We start from the raw sequence: 22,797 nt of genomic DNA, 5'->3' as shown, positions 1-22,797 counted from the left end.
ACCCCTCAAAGGAATGCTGGCATGAGCCACTACAAGAGCAACCTCCGTGACGTCGAGTTCAACTTGTTCGAGCTCTTCAACCGTCAGGACATCCTCGGCACCGGGCCCTTCGAAGAGGTCGACACCGACACCGCGAAGAGCATCCTCACCGAGATCGAGCGCATCGCCCGCGAGGACCTCGCGGCCTCGTTCGACGACTCCGACCGCAACCCGCCGGTCTACGACCCGGCCGAGAAGACCGTGACGATGAACCCGGCGTTCGCGAAGTCGTACAAGACCTGGATGGACGCCGAGTGGTGGCGTCTGCAGATCCCCGAAGAGCTCGGCGGCCAGGTCGCTCCCGCCTCGCTGATCTGGAGCAGCGCTGAGTTCGTGCTCGGCGCCAACCCGCCGATCTGGATGTATGCCTGTGGACCCGCGTTCGCCCGCATCGTCTTCGAGAACGGCATCGAGAGGGACAAGAAGATCGCCCGGCACATGGTCGACCGCGCTTGGGGCGCCACGATGGTCCTGACCGAGCCCGACGCGGGCTCGGACGTCGGTGCGGGCCGTACCAAGGCAATCCCCAACGAGGACGGCTCGTGGAACATCGAGGGCGTCAAGCGCTTCATCACCTCGGCCGAGCACGACATGTCCGACAACATCATGCATCTCGTCCTCGCCCGCCCGGTGGGCGTCGAGGGAGTCGGCGGGCCCGGAACCAAGGGGCTCAGCCTTTTCCTCGTGCCGAAGTTCCACTTCGACCACGAGACCGGCGAGCTGACCGGCGAGCGCAACGGCGCCTATGTCACCAACGTCGAGAAGAAGATGGGCATCAAGGTCTCCACGACGTGCGAGGTCACCTTCGGTGACGGCGCGCCGGCCCAGGGCTGGCTCCTCGGCGAGGTGCACGACGGCATCAACCAGATGTTCCGTGTCATCGAGAACGCCCGTATGTTCGTCGGCGCCAAGGCCATCGCGACGCTGTCGACCGGTTATCTCAACGCCCTCGACTACGCCAAGGAGCGGGTCCAGGGCGCCGATCTCACGCAGGCTTCGGACAAGTCCGCTCCCCGCGTCACGATCACCCACCACCCCGATGTGCGGCGCTCGCTGCTGACGCAGAAGTCATATGCCGAGGGCCTGCGCTCGCTCATGATCTACACCTCGACGTGGCAGGACGACGTCATGATCAAGGAAGCGGCCGGTGAGGACGCGTCGTTGTCCGAGGCGATCAACGACCTCCTGCTGCCACTGGTCAAGGGCTACGGCTCGGAGCGCTCGTGGGTCATGCTCGGCACCGAGTCGCTGCAGACCTTCGGTGGATCGGGCTTCCTGCAGGACTATCCGATCGAGCAGTACGTCCGCGATGCCAAGATCGACACGCTGTACGAGGGCACCACGGCGATCCAGGGCCAAGACCTGTTCTTCCGCAAGATCGTCAAGAACAAGGGCGCTGCGCTCGGCTACCTCTCCGAGCAGGTCAAGGAGTTCGCCGAGAGCGAGGCCGGCAACGGCCGACTCAAGGTCGAGCGCGAGCTGCTCGCCACGGGTCTCGAGGATGCCACCGCGATCATCGGTGCGCTGTTCGAGGATCTGATGGCCTCGAACCCGGCTGACGAGAAGGGCGACCTCAAGAACATCTACAAGGTCGGTCTCAACACGACTCGCCTCGTCTACGTCCTCGGTGACCTGACCGTTGCGTGGCTGCTGCTGCGCGGCGCGGACGTCGCGCTGGAGAAGCTCGGCGGCGAGGTCTCCTCGGCCGACAAGAGCTTCTATGAGGGCAAGGTCGCCGCAGCGCAGTTCTTCGCGCGCAACGTGCTGCCCAAGCTCGCCGGCGAGCGTGCCATCGCCGAGAACATCGACGACTCGGTCATGGAGCTCGACGAAGCCGCGTTCTGACAGCTCACCTCTTCAAGCGACGAAGGCCCTCACCACACGGTGAGGGCCTTCGTCGACTTCCACGCAGTGCGCGTCAGGACCTTGGACCCTGTGACGATCGGCCGAACGGGCCTAGGCTCGTTGACCTATGTCCCGCATCCACTGCCCCGTGCTGGGCTCACGGATCATGACGGCCGGTGACGCTGCACTCCTGATCCGACCTGGTGACAACGTCGGCCTCAGCGGCTTCACCGGTGCGGGCTATCCCAAGCTCGTGCCGACAGCTCTCGCACGCCGCATGGACGCGGCGCACCAGCGCGGTGACGAGTTCAAGATCGGCCTCTGGACCGGAGCGTCGACCGCGCCCGACGCCGACGGCGTGCTCGCCGAGGCGCATGGCATCTCGACCCGCCTGCCCTACAGCAGCGATCCCACGCTGCGGGCCATGATCAACTCCGGCGAGGTCGACTACGTCGACGAGCACCTCAGCCACTCGGCACAGCACATGTGGTTCGGCTTCTACGGCAATCTCGACATCGCGGTGGTCGAGGTCACCGCGGTCCTGCCCGACGGGCTGCTGGTCCCGAGCAGCTCGGTCGGCAACAACAAGACCTGGCTGGACCGCGCCGACCGGGTGATCCTCGAGGTCAACCACTGGCAGCCACGCGAGCTCGAAGGCTTCCACGACATCTACCACGGCACCGCCCTGCCACCTGACCGACGGCCGATCCAGCTCACCGACCCGATGCAGCGCATCGGCGAGCCTTATCTCAAAGTCGACCGTGACAAGGTCGTCGCCGTCGTCGAGACCAATCACCCCGACCGCAATGCGCCGTTCACTGCCCCCGATGTCACGTCCGCGGCGATTGCCGGGCACGTCGTGGACTTCCTGCGGAGCGAGGTCGCCGCCGGGCGCATGCCGCCGTCGCTGCTCCCCCTGCAATCCGGTGTCGGCAACGTCGCAAACGCTGTGCTCGCCGGTATCGACAGCAGCGGCTTCACGGATCTGGTCGCGTTCACCGAGGTGATCCAGGACGGGATGCTCGACCTGCTCGACAGCGGCACGTTGCGCGCTGCGTCGGCGACATCTTTCGGCCTGTCCGACCTCGGGGTCAAGCGATTCATGTCGAACATCGACGGCTACAAGGGCCGGATCCTGCTCCGCAGCGAGGAGATCTCGAACCACCCCGAGCTCGTACGCCGACTCGGCGTCATCGCGATGAACGGGATGATCGAGGCCGACATCTACGGCAACGTCAACTCGACCCACATCATGGGCAGCGCCATCATGAACGGCATCGGCGGGAGCGGCGACTTCGCCCGCAACGCGTACCTCAACTTCTTCCTCACCCCCTCGACCGCCAAGGGTGGGGCGATCTCCACGATCGTGCCGATGGCCAGCCACGTCGACCACACCGAGCACGACGTCCACATCGTCGTGACCGAGCACGGCCTGGCAGACCTGCGGGGCCTGCCGCCGCGGGCTCGGGCTGAGCGCATCATCGGGAGGTGCGCGCACCCGGCCTTCCGCGAGAAGCTCAGCGACTATGCCGCGAGAGCCTGGGCCGAGCATCCTCATGCCCGCCACACCCCGCACCTGCTGGGCGAGGCGCTCAGCTGGCACCAGCGTTACCTGGACACCGGACAGATGTGACACGGCGATGAGATCCGCCACCCCCTGGAGGTGCCGGATCTCATCGGTCCTGCTGACCTGTCTGCCTGGTCAGCGCAGGACCGCGTTGCGCTTCACGATCGGCAGCTTGTCCCACATCGCTCCGAGCCCGAGCATGTGACCGGCACCGCTGAGTGCGAGCACTGCGAGGATCAAGGCGTAGATCAGGTGATCATCGAGGAAGATGTTGTTCTCCGGGGGCAGGACGGCCGTCCACATCAGGACCAGGAGTAGCGCGCCGGCGGCGGCGGCGGCACGAGTTGCCACGCCCAGGATCAGCGCGACACCGATTCCGAGCAGACCCAGCATGAAGAGCCAGTCGGCCCATGCGGCTCCGGCGAAGCTCTGATAGAAGTCCGCGAACGGACCCTTGGGAGCATTACCGAGGAATCCGGCCGTGGGGCTGCCGCCGTTGACCCAAGCATCGGCGGAGGCGGTCTCGTGGCCGAGTCCGAAGGCCTTGTCGAGGAAGGGCCAGAGGAAGGTCCAGCCCATCGCGAGTCGGGTCACGCCGAGGACGTACGACAAGGGAGTCGCCCGCTCCGCCGTGGCTGGGGTGTTTCGGCTGTGGCTGGATGCCAGGGTGGCGGTCATGGTGACTCCTTGAGTGGTTGTTCGATGGCTCCAGCATCACCGCCGAACGCCGCGCGAATCAGGGCACTGTGTCCGCAATGGGAAGGCCCTTGGTCCATCCGCTCCCAAGGGGATGCTGTGGGACCAAGGTCCCGGGGGCCTGTGCTCAACGACCGTGGCCGCGTCAGGCCGCGATGTGCGAGTCTGAGCCATCGACGAAAGCGAAGGGAACCGCATGAGCACCCCCGAACCGCGCTCGACCGGAACACTCGTCCAGCTCTCCGAGGAGGAATGCAGGGCGCTGCTCGAGGTGACGACCGTCGGCCGGGTGGCATTCGTGGACGCCGAGGGCCAGCAGCTGATCCCTCTGAACTTCGCGGTTCTCAACGGAGACATCTATTTCAGGACGAGCCCCGACAGCGTCTTGGCTCAGCTCGCGGACGGTCACCCCGATGTCGCCTTCGGAGTCGATCACCACGACGTGTTCCGCGTCGGGTGGAATGTCACGGTCCGTGGGCCCGCCGTCGGGGTCACCGACGCCGCGACGATCGATCGGGTGATGGGTCATCATCAGCTCCGGCCGTGGGCCGGCGGAGTGCGCCCGATCGTCGTCAAGGTGACGCTGAAGTCGATCGATGGCCGCCGGGTGCTGGGCAACACCACCTGACCCGGATCAACCGGCTCTGGCGGCGAGGGTCATTGCGGCACGGCGCCCCCGCCCGGGACTGGCTCTAGCTCGCGGCACGGTCGGGCACGACCAGCAGCTGACCGGCGATGTGCCGCGCCCATTCATCGACCTGGTCCCAGTCGCGGTGGTCACCCGGGAGCGCGTGGACCGCGTTGACGGCGACCCGCTCGACCCAGTTGAGGTGCGACGTGTCGAGCCGGCCACCGAACACCTTGTGCTCCACGGCCTGCCCGGTGGCAACGAGCGCATCGGCCGAGATCACCTGGGCATTCTCGCTGTCGACTTCCGAGATCGGGCCGGTGCTGAAGAGCCACAGGTCGAATAGCGGGGCATCCTTCAGGTACTTGATCGCGCGAGCCGCCGAATGCATCCAGTGGCCGAAATAGATCGCGCTGCCGAGGACGACCGCGTCCGCATCATCGAACGCGCGGAGGTTGCTGAGATCGGCTCGAACGACATTCCACCCCATGGGCAGCCCGCTCGACAACGTGCTCGCCAACCGGTCGGCAATCTCGCACGTCCCGCCGTGGCGACTTGCAGCGGCAACGACGAGGGTCCGGCAGGCCTGCATCTCAGGCTCCCCGGTAGTCGGCGGGCACGATCGCGACGGGGCAGGATGCTCTCTTGAGCACCTGCATCGCGAGCGGGCGGGCCAGCGCGAACGACGCGTTGCGGCTGCTGGTTCGGCCGACGACGACGAGCTCTGCATGGGCGGTCGCGTTGACGATGGCCTCCTCGGCGCCGTCGAAGATGAAGGCGCGGATCACTCGCACGTCCGGATAGATCTCGGACCAGCCGGCGAGAACCTCGCCGATGTTGGCGCGGATCGCCTGGACGTCCTCTGTCAGGGTGGCCGGTGGCGTGGCGTGCAGGACGTGGAGCTCGTGCCCTCCCATGTCCGCCTGCTCGAACGCATAGGTCAGCGGGCCGGAGGCGGTGGAGTCACCGTCGAGCGTCACCACGACGCCGCCCTTGCGGCTCGCCGGGTACGCAACCTCGGGCACCACGACAACGGGGCACGCGGAGTGCTTCGCCATGTGTCGTGCAACGCCGCCGCCGAGCATCCGGTCGTACCACGGGATGTCGTCCGCTCCGATGACCAGGAGCTGTGCGTCAGCAGCCGCGCGCTCGAGCGTCTCGATGGCGGGAGCCGTCGACAGCACGTAGGCGACGGGGGGCGATGACGCCTCCTGCTCGATGAACTCCCTCGCGTCGTCCAGCACCTTCTGGCCGGCCGCCTTGACGTCCTCGAAGACGTCGACCCCGACATAGAATTCGGCGCTCTGGACCGGGATCGATGCGGCATGTACGACCTGGAGGCTCGTGCCAGCGCGTTGCGCCTCGTGCATCGCACATCGCAACGCCGTGGGTTGCTTGTCAGCAATGCCGATGACGACGGGCCTGCGCGAGCTGATCATGGTTCCTCCTGCGTTGTTGGTCCTCTCACGATCCCTCGCGCCGCCACCGGTCCACATGGACCACCGACCACGTTTGCCGGGACCTAGGTCCCCGCTTGCGGCGGGCGTAGGGTGAGGGCTCTTCGACTGTCCGACCGGGAGTGTCATGACTGACGAGCGCTCGGCTGGCCCGACGCTCGAGTTCGAGACGGTCCTCGCGCAGTTCGTCCAGCGCGCCGAGCAGATGATGGCGTCGCAGTCGCGCATGCGGGACCTGATCCGGGTCAACAACGACCTGACCAGCAAGCTCGATCTGCCCACCGTGCTTCGTCGCATCGTCGAGATCGGCATGGAGCTGCTCAACGCTCGGTATGCGGCGATGGGTGTCATCGGCGATGAGCGCCGCCTCGAGCAGTTCATCCACATCGGCATGGACGCCGCCACCGTCGAGGAGATCGGCCACCTCCCCGAGGGCAAGGGACTGCTGGGGGCCCTGATCGACGATCCGCAGCCAGTCCGACTCGACAAGATCGCCGCGGATGGCCGATCGAGCGGCTTCCCGGCCCATCACCCCCCGATGGAGAACTTCCTCGGCGTGCCGATCCGCGTACGCGACGAGGTCTACGGCAACCTCTATCTCACCGACAGCCTCAACGGATCGTTCTCGGCTGACGACGAAGAGCTGGCGCAGGCCCTGGCGGCGACTGCAGGGATAGCGATCGAGAACGCCCGGCTGTTCGACGACTCGGCCTATCGCGAGCGTTGGTCATCCGCCCTCGCGGACACCGCCCGCCGGCTCATGCGCGACGAAGAGGAGGAGGAGCATCTCGGCGTCATCGTCGAGCAGGTCCTCGACCTCGCCGACGCCGACCTCGTGAGCATCGGCCGCATCACGGCGTCGGGCACAGAGATCGTCGTCGACCGCGCCTCCGGCATCGGGGCCACCGAGCTGATGTCGATGTCGTTCCCCCTCGACGAGACGTTTGCCGGTGACGCCATCGCATCCGGGGAGCCAATCCTGGTCGGGGAGTCGAGCAAGTTCCAGATCCACGGATTCGCCCAGCACGCCTTGCTCGGCAACTCCGTCGTCATCCCGTTCACCCGCGGCGACCGACCCGCGGGCATCCTCACGCTGACCCGCCTGTCGGGTCGACTGCCGTTCAGCGATCGTGACCTCGACATGGGCACCTCGTTCGCCAGCCACATCAGTGTCGCGATCGACCGGGCCGAGTCCCGGCGGGATCGGCGTCGCGTCGCCCTGCTCGAAGACCGCAGCCGCATCGCGAGAGACCTGCACGACCACGTCATCCAAAGACTGTTCGGCACGGGGCTCAGCCTTCAGGCCGCGGCCGCCAGCGCAGACGCCGAGACGGCCAGGCGCATCATGGATCAGATCAAGGAGATCGACAGCGCGATCGCCCAGATCCGCCAGAGCATCTTTGCGATGCAGCACGATCCCGAGAACACGACCGTCAGCCTGCGCGCCCGGATCCTCGAGATCGTCGACCGGGTCGCCGACCAGCTGACCACCCGGCCGCGGATCACGTTCCTTGGCCCGGTCGACCTGATGGTCTCCGGCGATCTGACCGACGACGTGGCCGCAGTCGTCACCGAGGCCCTCGCCAACGCCGTTCGGCACGCAGGTCCAGCCAAGGTTGAGGTCAGTGTGGCCGCGGTGTCCGGTGAGGTCAGCATCGAGGTCACCGACGACGGCGTCGGGCCAGGAGACTCACCTCGTCTCAGCGGGTTGTCCAACCTTCGCCAGCGGGCCGAGGCTCGGGATGGCTCGTTCGAGATCCGTCAGATCCCCGGCGGCGGTACGCGACTTTCCTGGAACGCTCCAACCTAGCGGTCATCCATCAGCCTCGTCGCAAACACGGCTGCCTGTGTGCGACGCTCCAACCCGAGCTTGGACAGGACGTTGGACATGTAGTTCTTGACCGTCTTCTCGGCGAGGAACAGGCGCTCACCGATCTGCCGGTTGGTCAGACCCTCGGCGACGAGCTCGAGGATGCGGCGCTCCTGCGCGGTCAGGCTCTTGAGCTCCTCCGGCTCCCCCGGTGCGCCTTCACGCAAGCGCTCCATGACCTTGGCGGTCACGCTCGGATCGAGCAAGGAGCCACCCGCAGCGACATGTCGGACCGCAGCGATCAGGTCCTGACCGGTCACCTGCTTCAGGACGTAACCCGCGGCGCCGGCCATGATCGCAGCGAACAGTGCCTCATCATCGTCGAACGAGGTCAGGATGATGGCCTTCGTGTCGGGTTGGGACGAGCGGACCTGACGGCACACCTCGATGCCGCTGCCATCAGGCAGACGTGCGTCGAGCACCGCCACATCCGGCTTCAGCGCAGGGATGCGGGCCAACGCTGAGGCCGCCGTTCCAGCCTCGCCCACGACTTCGATGTCACCGCCGCTCTCGAGCAGCTGCCGAAGGCCGGTGCGTACGACCTCGTGGTCGTCCAGCAGGAAGACGCGGATCGGCATGGTTCTCCTCATTGGCTCGGAGGTTCAGTATCGAATTTCCCCCACGAGGTGTCGAGGGGCCAAGGTCCCGCCCTCCTGCGAACCCCTGCTGACCGTCGAGCCTAGTTCTACGGTTGTCACTCCTCCGTGTGCGCGGACGCGATGGGGGTACGTGCAGGTCATGACCGAGACCCCGCAGGATGCACCTGAAACCGAACCGGACACCGAACCGAAGCCCGGCGTCAACGATCCACATCCTGACGGCGCCGGCCAGGACGAGCCCCTGACCCCGATGTGAACCGCACGCGGCCCGTCAGCACAGCGCTCGTGTAGGTCCTGTGGGAAAGTGGCTGCGTGAAGCCGATCAATCCGCTGTGGTATCTCGCGGCGTTCCTCGTCGCCCTCGGCAGCACCATGGTCGGCACGGCCGTCGCCGCGAGCGGCTGGGATCCGGTCCGCGAAGTCACAGTCACCCCGACGACGGTTCGCGCTGACTCCCAGGGCAAGAGTCTTGCTGTGTTCACCGACATCGTGCAGCCTGACCGGGACGTCACCTGCCGTGCCACCGGCCGTGACAAGAAGAGTGTCGAGATCCCTCCGGCCAAGCTCGACATCACGGTCGACAACGAGGGCAACCAGTGGCACCTGATCGGTCTGCTCGGCAAGGGGACGAACGACGTCAAGGTCCGTTGCGTACCTCAGGACAAGCGTGCGGACAACGCGTCCTACGCCTTTGCGACCGTGACCGGGTTCGACTCCCGTACCAACACCGGCAACGGCATCGGCGTGATCGGTCTGGCGACCGGCGCAGTGTTCGCCGGGTATGTCTTCCACTGCCGCCGACAGCATCGCAAGGAGCTCGCTCGTGAACCTGCTTGACACCTATGTCCGAGGATGGCGCGAGGCCGCCGACGCAATCCTTCTGATCGCTCCCGAGCTCGAGGAGTCCGACTGGGCGTTGCCGACCGATTGCCCCGGATGGAGCGTCAAGGACGTCATGTCGCACCTCGCTCACCTCGAGACCGAGCTGTGCCACGCCGAGCAGAATGTGCACGAGGAAACCGGTGCGAGCGAGGTGGTCGCTGCCTACACCGCCGCCGGGGTCGCGGACCGCAGGGACCTGACGCCGGACGAGGTGACCGCAGAGTTTGCCGCCGCAGTCCAGGTGCGGGCCCGGCAGCTGACCGACCTGCCCGACGACCCCTCCACTCCGGCGCCCGTGACGCCGGGCGGCATCGCGTGGAGCTGGGACACCCTGCTCCGCAACCGCTCGATCGATGCCTGGGTCCACGAGCAGGACATTCGCCGCGCGACCGGGCGACCTGGCGGGTTGGGGAGCACCGGCGCCCAGGTCGCGGCGATGACCTTCTCCTTCGCGATGCCCTACATCCTCGGCAAGCGGGTCAAGCCGCCGGCCGCGTCGACAGTCCGCTGGGATGTCACCGGGGAGACCCCGCTCGAGCTGGTCGTGCAGGTCGGCGAAGACGGCCGCGCCAGTGCGGTCGAGACCATCGACCGGCCGTCGGTGACGCTGTCGATGTCGACCGAGACCTTCACGGTCCTGACTGCCGGCAGGCGTCTGCCCGACCAGGTCGAGGTGACGATCGACGGCGACCATGCCCTCGGTCTCGCGACCCTCACAGCGATGGCGGTGACGCCCTAGATGTGGCGACAGGCCCTAGGCTGTCGCGCATGAGCTGGAGCACCGACGACATCCCTGACCTGACCGGCAAGCGAGCAGTCATCACCGGCGTGACCGGCGGCCTTGGCCTCCACACCGCGATCGGGCTGGCCCGACAAGGCGCCGAGCTCGTCGTGACTGCGCGCAACGACCGCAAGGCAGATCAAGCGGTCAAGCGGATCAAGGACGCCGCTGCGGGAGCCGTCGTCGAGGTCGTCTCGCTGGATCTGGCCGATCTCACCGAGGTCAAGGGCGCAGCCGCCGAGGTCTCTCAGAAGTACGACCGCATCGACATCCTGGTCAACAATGCCGGCATCATGGTGCCGCCCCGACTCTCCAAGACCGTCGATGGATTCGAGCTGCAGATGGGGACCAACCACCTGGGCCATTTCGCGTGGACCGCCGGCCTGTGGCCGCTGCTAGAAGCCAGCGGCGCCCGCGTCGTGACAGTGGCCTCCCTCGCGCACACGACGGTCGGCAGCATCGACCTGACCGCCCTCACGCCGGAGGGCTCGAGCCGCAAATACGGCCGCTGGCAGACATACGGGGAGTCCAAGCTGGCCAACCTGATGTTTGCCGTGGAGCTCGACCGGCGGGTCAAGGTCGCCGGATCCGGCGTCGTGAGTGTCGGCGCCCACCCCGGTTACGCCGCGACCAATCTCACCAAGGCCGGGCCGGCGGTCAACGGCCTGTCCCTGCCCGGGATCGGCATGCATCAGGTCACGAAGGTCCTTGGACAATCCGCCTCGCACGGCGCGTGGCCGCTGCTGATGGCCGCGACCGATGAGGCGCTGACCGGCGGGGAGTACGTCGGACCGGCGGGATTCCGCGGGATGCGGGGACGGCCCAAGCTCGTCGGCATGACCCGGGTCGCGCGGGATGCCGAGCTCGCCGTTGCACTCTGGACTGCCTCGGAGAAGGCCACTGGGATGCGATTCAACGTCTGATCCGCCCCATGTGGGATCCGCCACATCTACCGCCGCGGGGCTCCAGGTTGACGTAACATTGACTGCCTGATGATCCGAGAAATGACGCACAGCGACTTTGACAGCATCGTCCACCTCAACCAGAACGCCCTCGAAGGCGTCGGTCCACTCGATAACGAGAGCCTGTCGCTCTTGGTGAAGATGTCCGACCAGGCCCTCGTCGTCGAGGACGGCGGCGACATCGCCGGCTTCGTCATCACGCTCCCACCGGGCACCGACTATGACTCGAGCCGCTATCGCTGGTTCGAGGACAAGCTCGTCGATGACTACGTCTATCTCGACCGCATCGTCGTGTCGGGCGATCACCGCCGCAAGGGCGTGGCCTCCAAGCTCTACGAGGAGATCGAGGGCGCTACGCCCGTCGCACTCGAGGTCTACGAGACCAACGACGTCTCCCTCGCCTTCCACGAGAGCCGCGGATTCGAAGAGGTCGGTGCTCTGACGCACGACGGCAAGACCAACCTCATGCTGGTCCGCGAGCCCGACGAGGCCTGATCAGGCAACCACTTCCTGTGGAGCGGTGGGTCTGCCGTGCATTCCAAGTGCCGAAATGTGGCTGGGCCACCGCCCAACTGCGTCACCCCAGCTCGCGGGTGCGGCCGTATGCCTCCGGCTCCTCGGCCATGATCTTGGCTCGCGCCCTGACCCTGTAGCGCCAGATCTGCGTCAGCCCGAGGGCCCACAGGACGTACTGGAACGACATGGCCCAGATGAACGCTGACGGCGTGTAGGCCGTGCTTGCGCCGGGCGTGCGCCAGTCGAGGATGATGCCGATCGCGACGACCAGGACGAGGCTGGCAACGAACCCGGCCTGGTTGACGATCGCGGTCGCGCTGCCGAGCCGATCGGCCGGGTTGGAGGTGCGCGCCAGGTCGAACCCGATCATCGAGGCCGGGCCGCCGACGCCCATCACGACAACGAGCAGCACCAGGAGTGCCAGCGGCGCGGGACCCGGCCACACCAGCACGACGGTCCAGACCATGACGATGGTCGTGATGATGCCGATCACGATCGTCGACCGATGCCACGGGTGGCGGGTGATCGCCCAGCCCAACACGGGCCCGGCCGACATCACCGCCACGACCATGAGTGTCAGCAGGAGGCCGGCCACCTGCTCTGACCTGCCCTCACCCCGGACGAAGAACGGGTAGCCCCACAACAAGCCGAACGTCGTGGCGCTGAACTGGGTCGAGAAGTGCATCCAGAACCCCAGTCGGGTGCCGGGCTGTGCCCATGACGCGGTCAGGCTACGGCGTACTCCACCCAGCGACAGCGCGGCTCCCCTGGCCGACCGCAGCTCCGGCCCGTCCCGTACGAAGATCAGCATCGCAATCGTCAGGGCCACGCCGAGCGAAGCGGCCAGGAGGTAGGACCTGGTCCAGCCCAGCTCGCGGAGGGCGAGCGTCATCGGCACGGCGGCGATGATCGCGCCCAGCTGGCCCGTGACGCCGGTCAGCTGGGTGACGAGCGGCACCCGTCGAGGTGCGAACCAGGTGTTGACGAGCCGCAGGACGCAGATGAAGGTCATGGCGTCGCCGATGCCGACGAACACCCGCGCGATGAGTGCCCAGGCGTAGGTGTCGGCGAAGGCGAAGCCGACCTGCGCCAATGTCAACGTGACGGCGCCGGTCAGCAGCACACGGCGGGGGCCGAACCGGTCGACCAGCAGCCCGACCGGGATCTGCATCCCGGCGTAGACCAGCAGCTGAAGCATCGTGAACGTCGCGAGCTGCGCGGCCGAGATGTCGAAGCGCTCGGTCGCGGCAAGTCCTGCGACCGCCAGCGAGGACCGGTGGAAGACCGCGAGCATGTAGACCAGCAGCGCCACGATCCACACGGCGTACGCCCCGGGGTGGCGGGTGTCGACGGTCTGGCTCACCGACTTAGTTTAGTCGTGGCCATCGGGCCGACCTGCGACGCGTGTGCCACGGTGGACCGCATGCCTCAGTCTTCGCTGACCCTGGTCGACTGGCGCCGCCGCGTCAACGAGATGTATGCCGACGTCCGGGCAGAGACCGACCACGCGTCGGGCCACGCCCGATGGCGGGCCGCTCGCGACGAACTCTTCCGCACCCACCCGCAGACACCCCTCGCCGATGGCGATCCGTTGCTCGAGAGCGGGCTCCCCTACTGGCCATATGACCCCACCCTGCGGTTCGAGGCACCACTGTGGTCTGTCGAGCCGATCGAGGACCGGCTGGTCGAGGCCGGCGGCGACGGCACGATCCGGATGTCGCTCATCGGCCGGGTCGACCTACCCGCTCCGATCGGCGGCGGCCTCGATGTGTGGTGGCTTCACCAGTACGGCGGCGGGATCTTCCTTCCGCTGCGTGACGGCACCTCGGGCGACGGCTCCTACGGTGGTGGGCGCTATCTGCTCGACACTGCCAAGGGTTCGTGGCTGGGCGGCGACGACGACTCGATCACGCTCGATCTCAACTATGCGTACCACCCGTCCTGCCGCTACAACCCGCGCTGGCAGTGTCCGCTCGCCCCACCGGGAAACACCATCACGGCGCGGGTCGAGGCCGGCGAGCAGATCTGAAACCGCGCGACCGGCGCCGATCAGTAGGTCAGCGCCATCGCCGGGTTGCGCAGGATCGCGGCAACATCGGCGAGGAAGCGGGAGCCCTGCTCGCCGTCGACGACCCGATGGTCGAAGCTCAACGCGAGGGTCGTGACCCAGCGGGCCACGATCTCGTCATCGTCACCGACCCACGGACGCTTGTTGATCGCGCCGACGGCCAGGATGCCGGCTTCGCCCGGGTTGAGGATCGGCGTGCCGGCATCGATGCCGAAGACCCCGATGTTGGTGATCGTGAAGGAGCCTCCGCTCATCTGTGCCGGCTGCGTCTTGCCGTCGCGCGCCGTGGCGATCAAGGCGCCGAAGGCTTCCGCGAGATCGGGCAGTGACATCTGGTCGGCCCCGACGATGTTGGGCACCACGAGGCCCCGCGGAGTGGCGGCCGCGATGCCGAGGTTGACCGAGCTCTTGAGCACGATCTCCTGTGCCGACTCGTCCCACGTGGAGTTGATCTCCGGCGTGCGACGCATCGCCAGACATACGGCCCGGGCCACGATCAGCAGCGGCGAGATGCGCAGTCCGGCGAACCGGTCGTCGCTCTTGAGCTGAGCCACCAGATCCATCGTGCGCGACACGTCGAGAGTGACCCACTCGGTGACGTGGGGCGCGGTGAACGCCGAGGACACCATCGCCTCGGCGGTCATCTTGCGCACCCCCTTGATCGGGATCCGCACGTCCCCGTCACGCTCGCGGGGCGGGGCCACAGCGGCGGCGGCGGTCGGGGTCGCATCGGTCCTCACGCCGGCGAAGGCCTCGACCTCGGCCCGGGTGATGATCTCGCCCGCGGCCGGCACAGAGTCGAGGTCGATCCCGAGATCCTTGGCGAGCTTGCGCACGGGAGGCTTGGCGAGCGCCCGGACCGAACGTTGCGGGACCCTCTCGGTGTCGACAGAGGCCACCGCACTCTTGCGGGCGCGGCGCTTGGTGGAGGTGTTGCGCGGCCCGTAGCCGACGAGCACCGACTGGCGCTTCTCATCGGGCAGATCCGGTTTGGTGGCCTCCGGCGGCGCACCGACGAACTCCGGCATGGACGCGAAGTCACCGGCGGTCATCGCGGTGGGCGGTTGCGGGGCCGCTACGTCAGCGGTGGTGATGCGGATGATCGGCGTGCCGACATCGACGGTCTGCCCCTCGGCGACCAGGAGTGCCTCGACCGTGCCCTCGTAGGGGCTGGGAAGCTCCACGATCGACTTGGCGGTCTCGATGTCGACGATGATGTCGTTGACCTTGATGACATCGCCGACGGCGACCTTCCACGTGACGACCTCGGCCTCGGTCAGGCCCTCGCCCACATCGGGCAGCTTGAACTCATTCATCTTTGACTCCTAGAACGCGAGCGAACGGTCGACGGCATCAAGCACTCGATCGAGCCCCGGCAGGAACTCTTCCTCGGCCCGGCTCGGCGGATAGGGAAGGTCATAGCCCGTGACCCGCATGACCGGTGCCTGCAATGAATAGAAGCACTTCTCGGTGATGCGCGCCGAGATCTCCGCTCCGAGGCCCAGCGTCTGCGCGGCCTCGTGCACGACGATCGCGTGGCCGGTCCGCCGCACGGAGTCGAAGACCGGATCGAGGTCGAGCGGCGAGAGCGTCCGAAGGTCGATGACCTCAAGGCTCGTGCCCTCCTCGGCGGCGGCATCGGCCGATTCGAGGCACGTCTTGACCATCGGGCCGTATGCGATGAGCGTCGCGTCGGTGCCTTCGCGAACGACCCGTGAGCTGTGAAGCGGCATGGGCGTCGACTCGAGGTCGACCTCACCCTGGTCCCAGTAGCGCCGCTTGGGCTCCATGAACACGACGGGGTCGTCGCTCGCGATGGCCTGCTGGATCATCCAGTAGGCGTCGTTGGCGTTGGAGCAGGACACGACCTTGAGGCCGGCGGTCAACGCGAACTGCGCCTCGGGGCTCTCGGAGTGATGCTCGACCGCGCCGATGCCACCGCCGAACGGGATGCGGATGACGATCGGCATCGTGACCTTGCCCTTGCTGCGGAAGTGCAGCTTGGCGACCTGGCTGACGATCTGGTCGTACGCGGGATAGACGAAGCCGTCGAACTGGATCTCCAGGACGGGTCGGTAGCCGCGGAATGTCAGGCCGATCGCGGTGCCGAGGATCCCGCTCTCCGACAGTGGCGCGTCGATGACCCGGCTCTCACCGAAGTCCTTCTGCAGGCCGTCTGTGATGCGGAAGACGCCGCCCAGCTTGCCGACGTCCTCGCCCATGATCATGACCTTGTCATCGGCCTCCATCGCGGCGCGGAGGCCGGCGTTGAGACCTTTTCCGAGCGGCATCCTCGTGATGCCGTTCGATTGCTGGCGCTCGCTCATGAGTCGCTCCCCTCGGCTTCGAGGCTCTCCCGGAAGGCGAGATACTCGGCCTTCTGCTCGGCGAGCTCGGGCGTGCCCTCGACGAACACCTCGTCGAACAGGGCGGCCAGATCGGGCTCGGGCAATGCCTTGCAGGTCTCTCGGAGGTGCTTGCCCAGGGCCTCGGCCTCAGCATCGAGCTCGTCGAAGAACTCCTGTGGGGTGTCCTGCACCAGGAGATAGCGCTTGACCCGCTCGATCGGGTCCTTGAGCTTCCATGTCTCGACCTCGGCACTGTCGCGATAACGGCTCGGGTCATCGGACGTCGTGTGCGCGCCCATCCGGTAGGTGTAGGCCTCGATCAGGGTCGGCCCCTCACCGTTGCGCGCCTTGTCCATCGCCGCGGTGGTCACCGCGTGGCAGGCGAGCACGTCGTTGCCGTCCACCCGGATGCCTTGGAAACCGAAGCCGCCGGCACGCTGGACGATCGGTCCACGGGTCTGCCGATCGGTCGAGGCCGAGATGGCGTACTGGTTGTTCTGGCAGAAGAACACGACGGGTGCGTTGAAGACGGCGGCCCAGTCGAATGCCTCGTTGACGCTGCCCTGGCTCGTGGCCCCGTCGCCGAAGTAGGCGATCACGGCGGCATCGCGCTCGGGATCGTCGTGGCCGACCGCGTCATCCAGGGTCAACCCCATGGCGTAGCCGGTCGCGTGCAGCGTCTGGGCGCCGATCACGATGCTGTAGAGCGCGAAGCCATGCTCGGCCGGGTCCCAGCCGCCGAGCTCGACACCGCGGAACATGCCGAGGAGCAGGGCCGGATCGACACCGCGACACAGCGCGACACCGTGCTCACGATAGGTCGGGAAGGCGAAGTCCTGCTGGCGCAGCGCACGTCCTGAACCGATCTGGGCGGCTTCCTGGCCCAGCGCAGGCGGCCACAGTCCCAGCTCGCCATGTCGCTGGAGCGCGTGAGCCTCGAAGTCGATGCGACGACTCAGCAGCAGGTCGCGATAGAGGTCCCGGATGCTGTCGTCATCACCGTCGTAGGAGAACTCGGAGTGACTGACTCGCTGTCCCTCAGGCGTCAGGAGCTGGACGAGCGGAAACGCTCCGGTCGGATCGTCCGCGACATATGTGTCGGGCATGGACAGGCTCATGCGTCTACCTCAATCAATCGGTGAGCGGGATTGCCGCGTCGATGTCGAAGATGTGAGAGCCACCGGTGTCACAGGGGTGGTGGACGGAGGTGGTCTCACATGGAAGTGACTGGCATCACATCTGGAACCACCGTATCCCGCCAGGGAGCCACAGGCCAAACGCCGCCCCGATCAGCCGATCGAGACGGTGGACGTTCCCGGTACGGCGATCGTCAGTCGACCCGATGCGTCGGCCGTGACATTTCGGGTCGACGTCGATGTGTATCGCGTGAGGCGAATGCTCTTCACGGCACCGGGGGCATAGAGCGGAGGCGTGACGACAGTCGCGGGGTCACCGCCGACGAAGCCGAATCCCGCAGCGTCCGCACCCGACAGCGTCGTCAGCCGCTCGGCCGGGCGACGCTGCACGAGCACCCCCCAGCCCCACTGCGTGTATGCCTTGTCGATCGAGGAGTAGGTGATCGATGACGGCGTCGAGGGAGACGCGAAGCGGTCCATGAGCCCCGGGAGATACTCCCGCAGGTCCTGCGCCCAATAGGGGAACGAGTGCGTCCCGAACACATAGTTGTCGAAATGGTGCGGGATGCCCGCCTGCCTCAAGTGCCCGCGGAAGGCCTGGTTCGACAGATGCGTCAGCGACTCGATGACATTGCCCGAGACGCTCAGCCCGGACTGGAGCGTGTCCCGCTCGCCCGGCAGGCCTGTCGCCGTCCAGAGGTTGATGTCCATCCCGCGCAGGTTCTCGACCAGGGTGCCGGGGTCGTGCCCCTGCCAATGCACCCCGTTGAGGACGGGGTCGCCGAACATCTGGAACGGCTGGCCGCCGTTGAGGGCCACATTGGTCCCCTCGATCACGAGTGACGCACCCGCACGGACGACGGGATCACGATAGATCTCCGGGGCGCCGGAAAACGTCGCGACCGACGTGAACTGATCGGGCCGGCGCGCCGCCGCGTGCATTGCTCCGAACCCGCCCTGCGAGAGTCCGGCGATGGCGCGGTGGTCGCGATCGGCCACGGTCCGGTAGTTGGCGTCGACCCACGGGATGACCTGATCGAGCTCGAACGTCTCCCACATCTGCCTGGTCCCGAGTGGATTGACCCAGTTGACGAACCAGCCGCCGCCGTTGCCGTCGTAGCCGGCCTCCGGCAGCACCAGGATGACGTCCTTGCCCTCGCTCGTCCTGAGAGCATCGCCCGCCCCGGTCCAGTCCGACGGACGGCCCGACGTGCCGTGATAGAGATACAACACCGGATAGCGCTTGGCGGTCGCGTCGTAGCCCTCGGGCAGGACGACCCGGATGCGGACCGGCTTCTCGAGCGCCGCGGTCGACACCGTGGTCTCCACGATGCGTTCGTGCGGGCGGGTCGTGTCAGTGACGGTCAGCCCGTGGCCGCTCACCGGGTCCGGTTCGGCGGCCGCCGACGCGGCGGGCGCCACCAGCGCGGCAGTGAGCAGTCCAGCGGCGAGGAATCGTCTCATCGCCTCAGGCTAACCGCAATCTGTACGGACGTACAGGTTATCGACCCCTGCGCCAGGCGGCAGCGCGCGCGAGGAACTCGGCATTGACCTCCGGAGAGCCCACACTTACGCGTACACCCTCGCCGGCGAACGGGCGGACCGACAGCGGGTCGCATGCCGCAGCGAAGTCCACCGAATCGTCGCCCAGGCGCAGCCACACGAAGTTGGCCTCGGTCTCGGGGACCTCCCATCCCTGCCCGCGAAGGGCCGCGACCATCGCGATGCGCTCCTGCACGATCGCCTCCACCCGCTCGTCCAGTGCGGTCTGCGACTCCAGCGACGCGACTGCCGCGGCCTGGGAGAGGTCGGTGACGGCGAAAGGAGGAGTCGCCTTGCGGATCGCCTCGGCGATCGCCGGGCGGGCGATCGCATATCCGACCCGGAGGCCGGCCAGCCCGTATGCCTTGGAGAACGTCCGAAGAACCACGACATTGCCACGGCTCGCGAGAGCTGCGAGCCCGTCGGCGGCCTCGGGGTCCCGGACGAACTCGACGTAGGCCTCGTCGACCACGACGAGCACCCGGTCAGGCACGGCATCGAGGAAGCGGTCGAGGTCGGCGGCCCTGACTGTCGGACCGGTCGGATTGTTGGGCGTGCAGACCAGCACGACACGGGTGCGGTCTGTGACGGCGGCGGCCATCGCGTCGAGGTCATGGGTCGCGTCGGGGCGCAGCGGCACGCGCACGGTCGTCGCGCCGGTCAGGTCGGCAGCAATCGGATAGGCCTCGAACGACCGCCACGCATAGACGATCTCGTCACCGTCCTCGAGATGGGCGTTGAGCAGCGCATAGAGCACGGCGACCGATCCCGTGCTCGCAGCGAAATGATCGGGGGACAGCCCGAACTTCGAGGAGAGCGCCTGATAGAGAGCGGTCATCCCGGCGTCGGGATAGCGGTTGATCCGGCCGAGCTCGATCGCGGCGCGCTCCATGACACCGGGCAGCGGGGCGAACGGGTTCTCATTGCTGGAGAGCTTGTGATCCTCGTCCGACGCGGCCTTGCCGGGCCGGTAGACCGGGATGTCGTCGAGTGCCTTGCGGGCACGGGGGAGACTCATGCGCCCGAGCGTAGCCCTGGGCCCGGACGCTGAGATGATCGACGGGTGAGCGTCCGCAAGCCTCGACTGGGCTACGCACTGGTCATCTCGGCCGCCGTGCTGTTCGGACTCAACGGTGGCGTGTCCCGAGTCGCGATGGGTTCGGGCCTCTCGCCCCAGTCGCTCACGACACTGCGCATCACCGGTGCTGCGATGGTCTTTGTCGCGTATGCGGTCTGCTTCCGTCGGTCGGCCCTGCGCCGTCCCCGCGGCAGCGCGCTCCTGCTCGTCATCTCCCTCGGCCTGATCGGCGTCGCGGCACTGCAGCTGACCTACAACGTCGCGATCGACCGGTTGCCGCTCGGCATCGCGTTGCTGATCGAATACCTCGCGCCGGTGCTGGTCGTCCTGTGGGTCCGCTTCGTCCGCAAGGAGCCGGTGCGCGGCCGCATGTGGCTCGCCGTCGCGCTCGCCGTGGCGGGACTCGCGGTCGTGAGCCGGGTGTGGAATGGGCTGACATTCGACGGTCTCGGTGTCGTGATGGCGCTGCTGGCGGCGGTGAGCTTTGCGGCATACTTCCTGCTCGGCGAGCACAATGTCGGGATCGACGATCCGCTGCGGGTCATCCTCTGGGCATTCCTCGTCGCGACCGTGGCGATGAACCTCGTCGAGCCCGTCTGGACGACGCCGGGACTTGGCGGCCAGACCTCGATGCTCGGGCGGCTCGATGCATACTCGGCCAATCTCCGGCTCGTCGTAGGTGCAGTCGTCGTGCTGGGCACTGTCGTGCCGTTCTTCCTCGAGCTGGTCGCCCTGCGGCACCTGCCCGCGACGATCGTCACGGTGGTCGCGATGCTCGAGCCGGTCATCGCGACCATCCTCGGCTGGGGCTGGTTCCGAGAGTCGCTGACACCGGTCCAGGTGCTGGGTGCGATCGCGGTGCTCGGCGGGATCGTGCTCGCACAGACATCCCGCACGATCGATACGACGCTCCCCCAGCCCTGACCCGGGCGCGACAGTGCAACAATCGGCGCATGCGCACGTTTGTGACTTCCTGGGTCCTCAGCGGACTCGCCCTCGCGGCCGCCGCCGGCCTGCTCGGCGATCACATGGACATCGGCGGCTCAGCGGACTCGACGGGTGAGCGGATCATCGCCATTGCCCTCGTCGCTCTCGTCTTCACGATCGTCAACCTTTTCGTGTCCCCGGTCGTCAAGACCCTCTCGCTGCCGTTCATCATCATCACGCTGGGGCTGGCACTGCTCGTCATCAACGCCCTGCTACTCCTGCTGACCGAGTGGCTGAGCGGCAAGTTCGGCGTCGCCTTCGAGGTCGACGGGTTCTGGTGGGCAGTGCTCGGATCGATCGTGATCTCGATCGTCAACACGGTCCTCGGCGGTTTCACTCGTAAGAACGTTCGCGCCAGCAGGTGACCTACCGCATCGCCGTGGTGTGCCTCGGCAACATCTGCCGCTCACCGATGGCGCACGTGGTGCTCGAGGACCGGCTCGAAAAGGCCGGCCTCGACGACAGCGTCGAGGTCGTGTCGTCCGGCACCGGGGGATGGCATGCCGGCGAGCCGATGGACAGCCGAGCCGCCGCAGTGCTCCGCGATGCCGGCTATGACCCCTCTCGCCACCGCGCTCGCACGTTTTCGACCGACTGGTACGCCGAGAACGACCTCCTGCTGGCGATGGACCACAGCAATCGCGCCGACATGTCTGACCAGGCCCCCAGCGTCGACCGGCAGACCCAGGTGCGGATGTTCCGGGAATTCGACCCCGAGGCAACCGACGGTGACGACGAGGTGCCGGACCCCTGGTACGGGGGTGACGAGGGATTTCGCCACGTCCTCGCCATGATCGAGCGCACGACCGACGAGCTGGTCGCCCGACTGCCGGGGCTGACGGGCAGCTGAGCGTACGCCTCGGGAGTTGCGGGCAGGGCAGACCGGGCACGTCATCGCAGGCCACGCGGTAACGTCGTCGTCATGGCACGTATGGCAGGGACCGCCGCCCGGGCGGAAGCACTCCTCGGCCTCGGTGTCGTCTCCACCACTCCGGTCGCCGGCGGAGACATCTGCACATCCACCCGCCTCCGCCTGACCGATGGTCACGGCGCCATCATCAAGACGCGTCCGCACGCCCCCGAAGGATTCTTCGAGCGCGAGGCCGAGGGACTCAGCTGGCTCCGCGCCGCAGGGGGCGCCAAGGTCCCCCACGTGCTGGCCGTCGCCGAGGACTGCCTCATCGTCGACTGGGTCGAGCCGGGCAAGCCGACGACAGACCTCGCCGAGCGATTCGGGCGTGATCTGGCCGCGACCCACCTGGCCGGCGCCGAGGCGTTCGGAGCGTCCAAGGACGGATTCATCGGACTCGCACCGCTGCCCAATCGCTCCATGCCGGCGTGGCCCGAGTTCTTCGCATCCCGCCGGGTCATGCCCTACGTCCGCGCAGCCGTCGATCGCCGGGCGATCACGTCCGATGACGCTGCCACGATCGAGTCGGCCATGAGACGCATCCACGACCTGGCTGGACCCGAGGAGCCGCCCGCCCGCATCCACGGTGATCTGTGGTCGGGCAACCTGGTCTGGGGCTCCGACGGCGATGTCTGGCTCATCGACCCAGCCGCGCACGGCGGCCACCGCGAGACCGACCTGGCGATGCTGTCCCTGTTCGGGGCACCGCACCTCCAACGCATCCTCGATGCATACGTGGAGGTCTCGCCGCTCGCCGACGGATGGCACGCCCGCCTGCCGCTGCACCAGCTGCATCCGCTCCTGGTGCATGCCGTGCTGTTCGGCGGCACGTATGGCGTACGAGCCGTGGCCGCCGCACGGTCACTGCTGGCGCCACCGGCCTGAG

Annotated in this window: 23 protein-coding genes; 13 read left to right on the top strand and 10 right to left on the bottom strand. The window is 67.3% G+C overall.

Annotation, left to right across the window (positions count from 1 at the left end):
* Nucleotides 1–21 precede the first annotated feature (21 nt).
* Together WKF39_RS09115 and WKF39_RS09110 are read left to right on the top strand one after the other, a co-directional pair.
* Nucleotides 22–1,884, top strand: coding sequence for an acyl-CoA dehydrogenase (locus tag WKF39_RS09115; protein ID WP_340387567.1), 1,863 nt, complete (start codon nt 22–24; stop codon nt 1,882–1,884).
* 127 nt (nt 1,885–2,011) lie between these two features.
* A complete protein-coding gene (locus WKF39_RS09110; protein ID WP_340387565.1) occupies nt 2,012–3,517 on the top strand; it encodes an acetyl-CoA hydrolase/transferase family protein in 1,506 nt (501 codons plus the stop codon).
* A 69-nt stretch (nt 3,518–3,586) separates the two neighbouring features.
* On the opposite strand, the gene WKF39_RS09105 is transcribed toward WKF39_RS09110, so the two are convergent.
* Nucleotides 3,587–4,129 (bottom strand): hypothetical protein, encoded by a 543-nt coding sequence (locus WKF39_RS09105; RefSeq protein ID WP_340387562.1) that lies wholly within the window; start codon nt 4,127–4,129, stop codon nt 3,587–3,589.
* A 214-nt stretch (nt 4,130–4,343) separates the two neighbouring features.
* Here WKF39_RS09105 and WKF39_RS09100 point away from each other — a divergent pair, with 214 nt between their 5' ends.
* Nucleotides 4,344–4,775, top strand: a complete 432-nt coding sequence (locus WKF39_RS09100; RefSeq protein ID WP_340387560.1) for a pyridoxamine 5'-phosphate oxidase family protein — start codon at nt 4,344–4,346, stop codon at nt 4,773–4,775.
* Nucleotides 4,776–4,839: 64 nt separating this feature from the next.
* Here the strand turns inward: WKF39_RS09100 and WKF39_RS09095 are convergent, their stop codons facing one another.
* Together WKF39_RS09095 and WKF39_RS09090 are read right to left on the bottom strand one after the other, a co-directional pair.
* Nucleotides 4,840–5,367 carry a flavodoxin domain-containing protein gene (locus WKF39_RS09095; RefSeq protein ID WP_340387557.1) on the bottom strand — a complete coding sequence of 176 codons (528 nt, stop codon included), beginning with the start codon at nt 5,365–5,367 and terminating at the stop codon, nt 4,840–4,842.
* Nucleotide 5,368: 1 nt separating this feature from the next.
* On the bottom strand, nt 5,369–6,214 hold the full coding sequence (locus tag WKF39_RS09090; protein ID WP_340387555.1) for a universal stress protein: 846 nt from the start codon (nt 6,212–6,214) through the stop codon (nt 5,369–5,371).
* Between the two features lie 145 nt (nt 6,215–6,359).
* Between WKF39_RS09090 and WKF39_RS09085 the strand changes: the two genes are divergently transcribed.
* Nucleotides 6,360–8,042, top strand: coding sequence for a GAF domain-containing protein (locus WKF39_RS09085; protein ID WP_340387553.1), 1,683 nt, complete (start codon nt 6,360–6,362; stop codon nt 8,040–8,042).
* Here WKF39_RS09085 and WKF39_RS09080 read toward each other — a convergent pair.
* Nucleotides 8,039–8,680, bottom strand: coding sequence for a response regulator transcription factor (locus WKF39_RS09080; protein ID WP_340387551.1), 642 nt, complete (start codon nt 8,678–8,680; stop codon nt 8,039–8,041). The genes WKF39_RS09085 and WKF39_RS09080 overlap by 4 nt on opposite strands.
* A 333-nt stretch (nt 8,681–9,013) precedes the next feature.
* On the opposite strand from WKF39_RS09080, the gene WKF39_RS09075 reads away from it, so the two are divergent.
* From WKF39_RS09075 to WKF39_RS09060, 4 genes are all read left to right on the top strand, one after another.
* Entirely contained in the window at nt 9,014–9,538 is a 525-nt protein-coding gene (locus tag WKF39_RS09075) for a hypothetical protein (protein ID WP_340387549.1), read from the top strand.
* Nucleotides 9,525–10,322 carry a maleylpyruvate isomerase family mycothiol-dependent enzyme gene (locus tag WKF39_RS09070; RefSeq protein WP_340387547.1) on the top strand — a complete coding sequence of 266 codons (798 nt, stop codon included), beginning with the start codon at nt 9,525–9,527 and terminating at the stop codon, nt 10,320–10,322. Before WKF39_RS09075 ends, WKF39_RS09070 begins: the two co-directional genes overlap by 14 nt.
* Nucleotides 10,323–10,351: 29 nt before the next feature.
* Nucleotides 10,352–11,287 (top strand): oxidoreductase, encoded by a 936-nt coding sequence (locus tag WKF39_RS09065; RefSeq protein WP_340387545.1) that lies wholly within the window; start codon nt 10,352–10,354, stop codon nt 11,285–11,287.
* An 81-nt stretch (nt 11,288–11,368) separates the two neighbouring features.
* Nucleotides 11,369–11,821 carry a GNAT family N-acetyltransferase gene (locus WKF39_RS09060; protein ID WP_340387543.1) on the top strand — a complete coding sequence of 151 codons (453 nt, stop codon included), beginning with the start codon at nt 11,369–11,371 and terminating at the stop codon, nt 11,819–11,821.
* A gap of 82 nt (nt 11,822–11,903) precedes the next feature.
* Here the strand turns inward: WKF39_RS09060 and WKF39_RS09055 are convergent, their stop codons facing one another.
* The gene (locus tag WKF39_RS09055; protein ID WP_340387541.1) at nt 11,904–13,205 is read right to left on the bottom strand and encodes an MFS transporter; all 1,302 of its coding nucleotides are present in this window, start codon (nt 13,203–13,205) and stop codon (nt 11,904–11,906) included.
* Nucleotides 13,206–13,265: 60 nt separating this feature from the next.
* On the opposite strand from WKF39_RS09055, the gene WKF39_RS09050 reads away from it, so the two are divergent.
* A complete protein-coding gene (locus WKF39_RS09050) occupies nt 13,266–13,871 on the top strand; it encodes a DUF1684 domain-containing protein (protein WP_340387539.1) in 606 nt (201 codons plus the stop codon).
* 20 nt (nt 13,872–13,891) lie between these two features.
* Here the strand turns inward: WKF39_RS09050 and WKF39_RS09045 are convergent, their stop codons facing one another.
* From WKF39_RS09045 to WKF39_RS09025, 5 genes are all read right to left on the bottom strand, one after another.
* Entirely contained in the window at nt 13,892–15,226 is a 1,335-nt protein-coding gene (locus WKF39_RS09045) for a dihydrolipoamide acetyltransferase family protein (RefSeq protein WP_340387537.1), read from the bottom strand.
* A gap of 9 nt (nt 15,227–15,235) precedes the next feature.
* A complete protein-coding gene (locus WKF39_RS09040; protein WP_340387535.1) occupies nt 15,236–16,237 on the bottom strand; it encodes an alpha-ketoacid dehydrogenase subunit beta in 1,002 nt (333 codons plus the stop codon).
* Nucleotides 16,234–17,376 (bottom strand): pyruvate dehydrogenase (acetyl-transferring) E1 component subunit alpha, encoded by a 1,143-nt coding sequence (pdhA, locus tag WKF39_RS09035; protein WP_340387533.1) that lies wholly within the window; start codon nt 17,374–17,376, stop codon nt 16,234–16,236. Before pdhA ends, WKF39_RS09040 begins: the two co-directional genes overlap by 4 nt.
* 171 nt (nt 17,377–17,547) lie before the next feature.
* A complete protein-coding gene (locus WKF39_RS09030; RefSeq protein WP_340387531.1) occupies nt 17,548–18,858 on the bottom strand; it encodes an alpha/beta hydrolase family protein in 1,311 nt (436 codons plus the stop codon).
* A 37-nt stretch (nt 18,859–18,895) separates the two neighbouring features.
* Entirely contained in the window at nt 18,896–19,954 is a 1,059-nt protein-coding gene (locus WKF39_RS09025) for a histidinol-phosphate transaminase (RefSeq protein ID WP_340387529.1), read from the bottom strand.
* Nucleotides 19,955–19,999: 45 nt separating this feature from the next.
* Here WKF39_RS09025 and WKF39_RS09020 point away from each other — a divergent pair, with 45 nt between their 5' ends.
* The 4 genes from WKF39_RS09020 (at nt 20,000) to WKF39_RS09005 (ending at nt 22,796) form a co-directional block, all read left to right on the top strand.
* Nucleotides 20,000–20,938, top strand: a complete 939-nt coding sequence (locus WKF39_RS09020) for an EamA family transporter (protein ID WP_340387527.1) — start codon at nt 20,000–20,002, stop codon at nt 20,936–20,938.
* 29 nt (nt 20,939–20,967) lie between these two features.
* On the top strand, nt 20,968–21,366 hold the full coding sequence (locus WKF39_RS09015) for a phage holin family protein (protein ID WP_340387525.1): 399 nt from the start codon (nt 20,968–20,970) through the stop codon (nt 21,364–21,366).
* A complete protein-coding gene (locus tag WKF39_RS09010; RefSeq protein ID WP_340387523.1) occupies nt 21,363–21,851 on the top strand; it encodes a low molecular weight protein-tyrosine-phosphatase in 489 nt (162 codons plus the stop codon). The genes WKF39_RS09015 and WKF39_RS09010 overlap by 4 nt, the downstream gene beginning before the upstream one ends.
* A gap of 72 nt (nt 21,852–21,923) precedes the next feature.
* Nucleotides 21,924–22,796 carry a fructosamine kinase family protein gene (locus WKF39_RS09005; protein WP_340387521.1) on the top strand — a complete coding sequence of 291 codons (873 nt, stop codon included), beginning with the start codon at nt 21,924–21,926 and terminating at the stop codon, nt 22,794–22,796.
* The last annotated feature ends 1 nt before the right edge of the window (nt 22,797 follow it).

The organism is Aeromicrobium sp. (assembly GCF_037719875.1).
Taxonomy (GTDB): Bacteria; Actinomycetota; Actinomycetes; order Propionibacteriales; family Nocardioidaceae; genus Aeromicrobium.
Note: the sequence above shows the minus strand (reverse complement) of the source record. Positions and strands in the feature narration are given on the sequence as shown.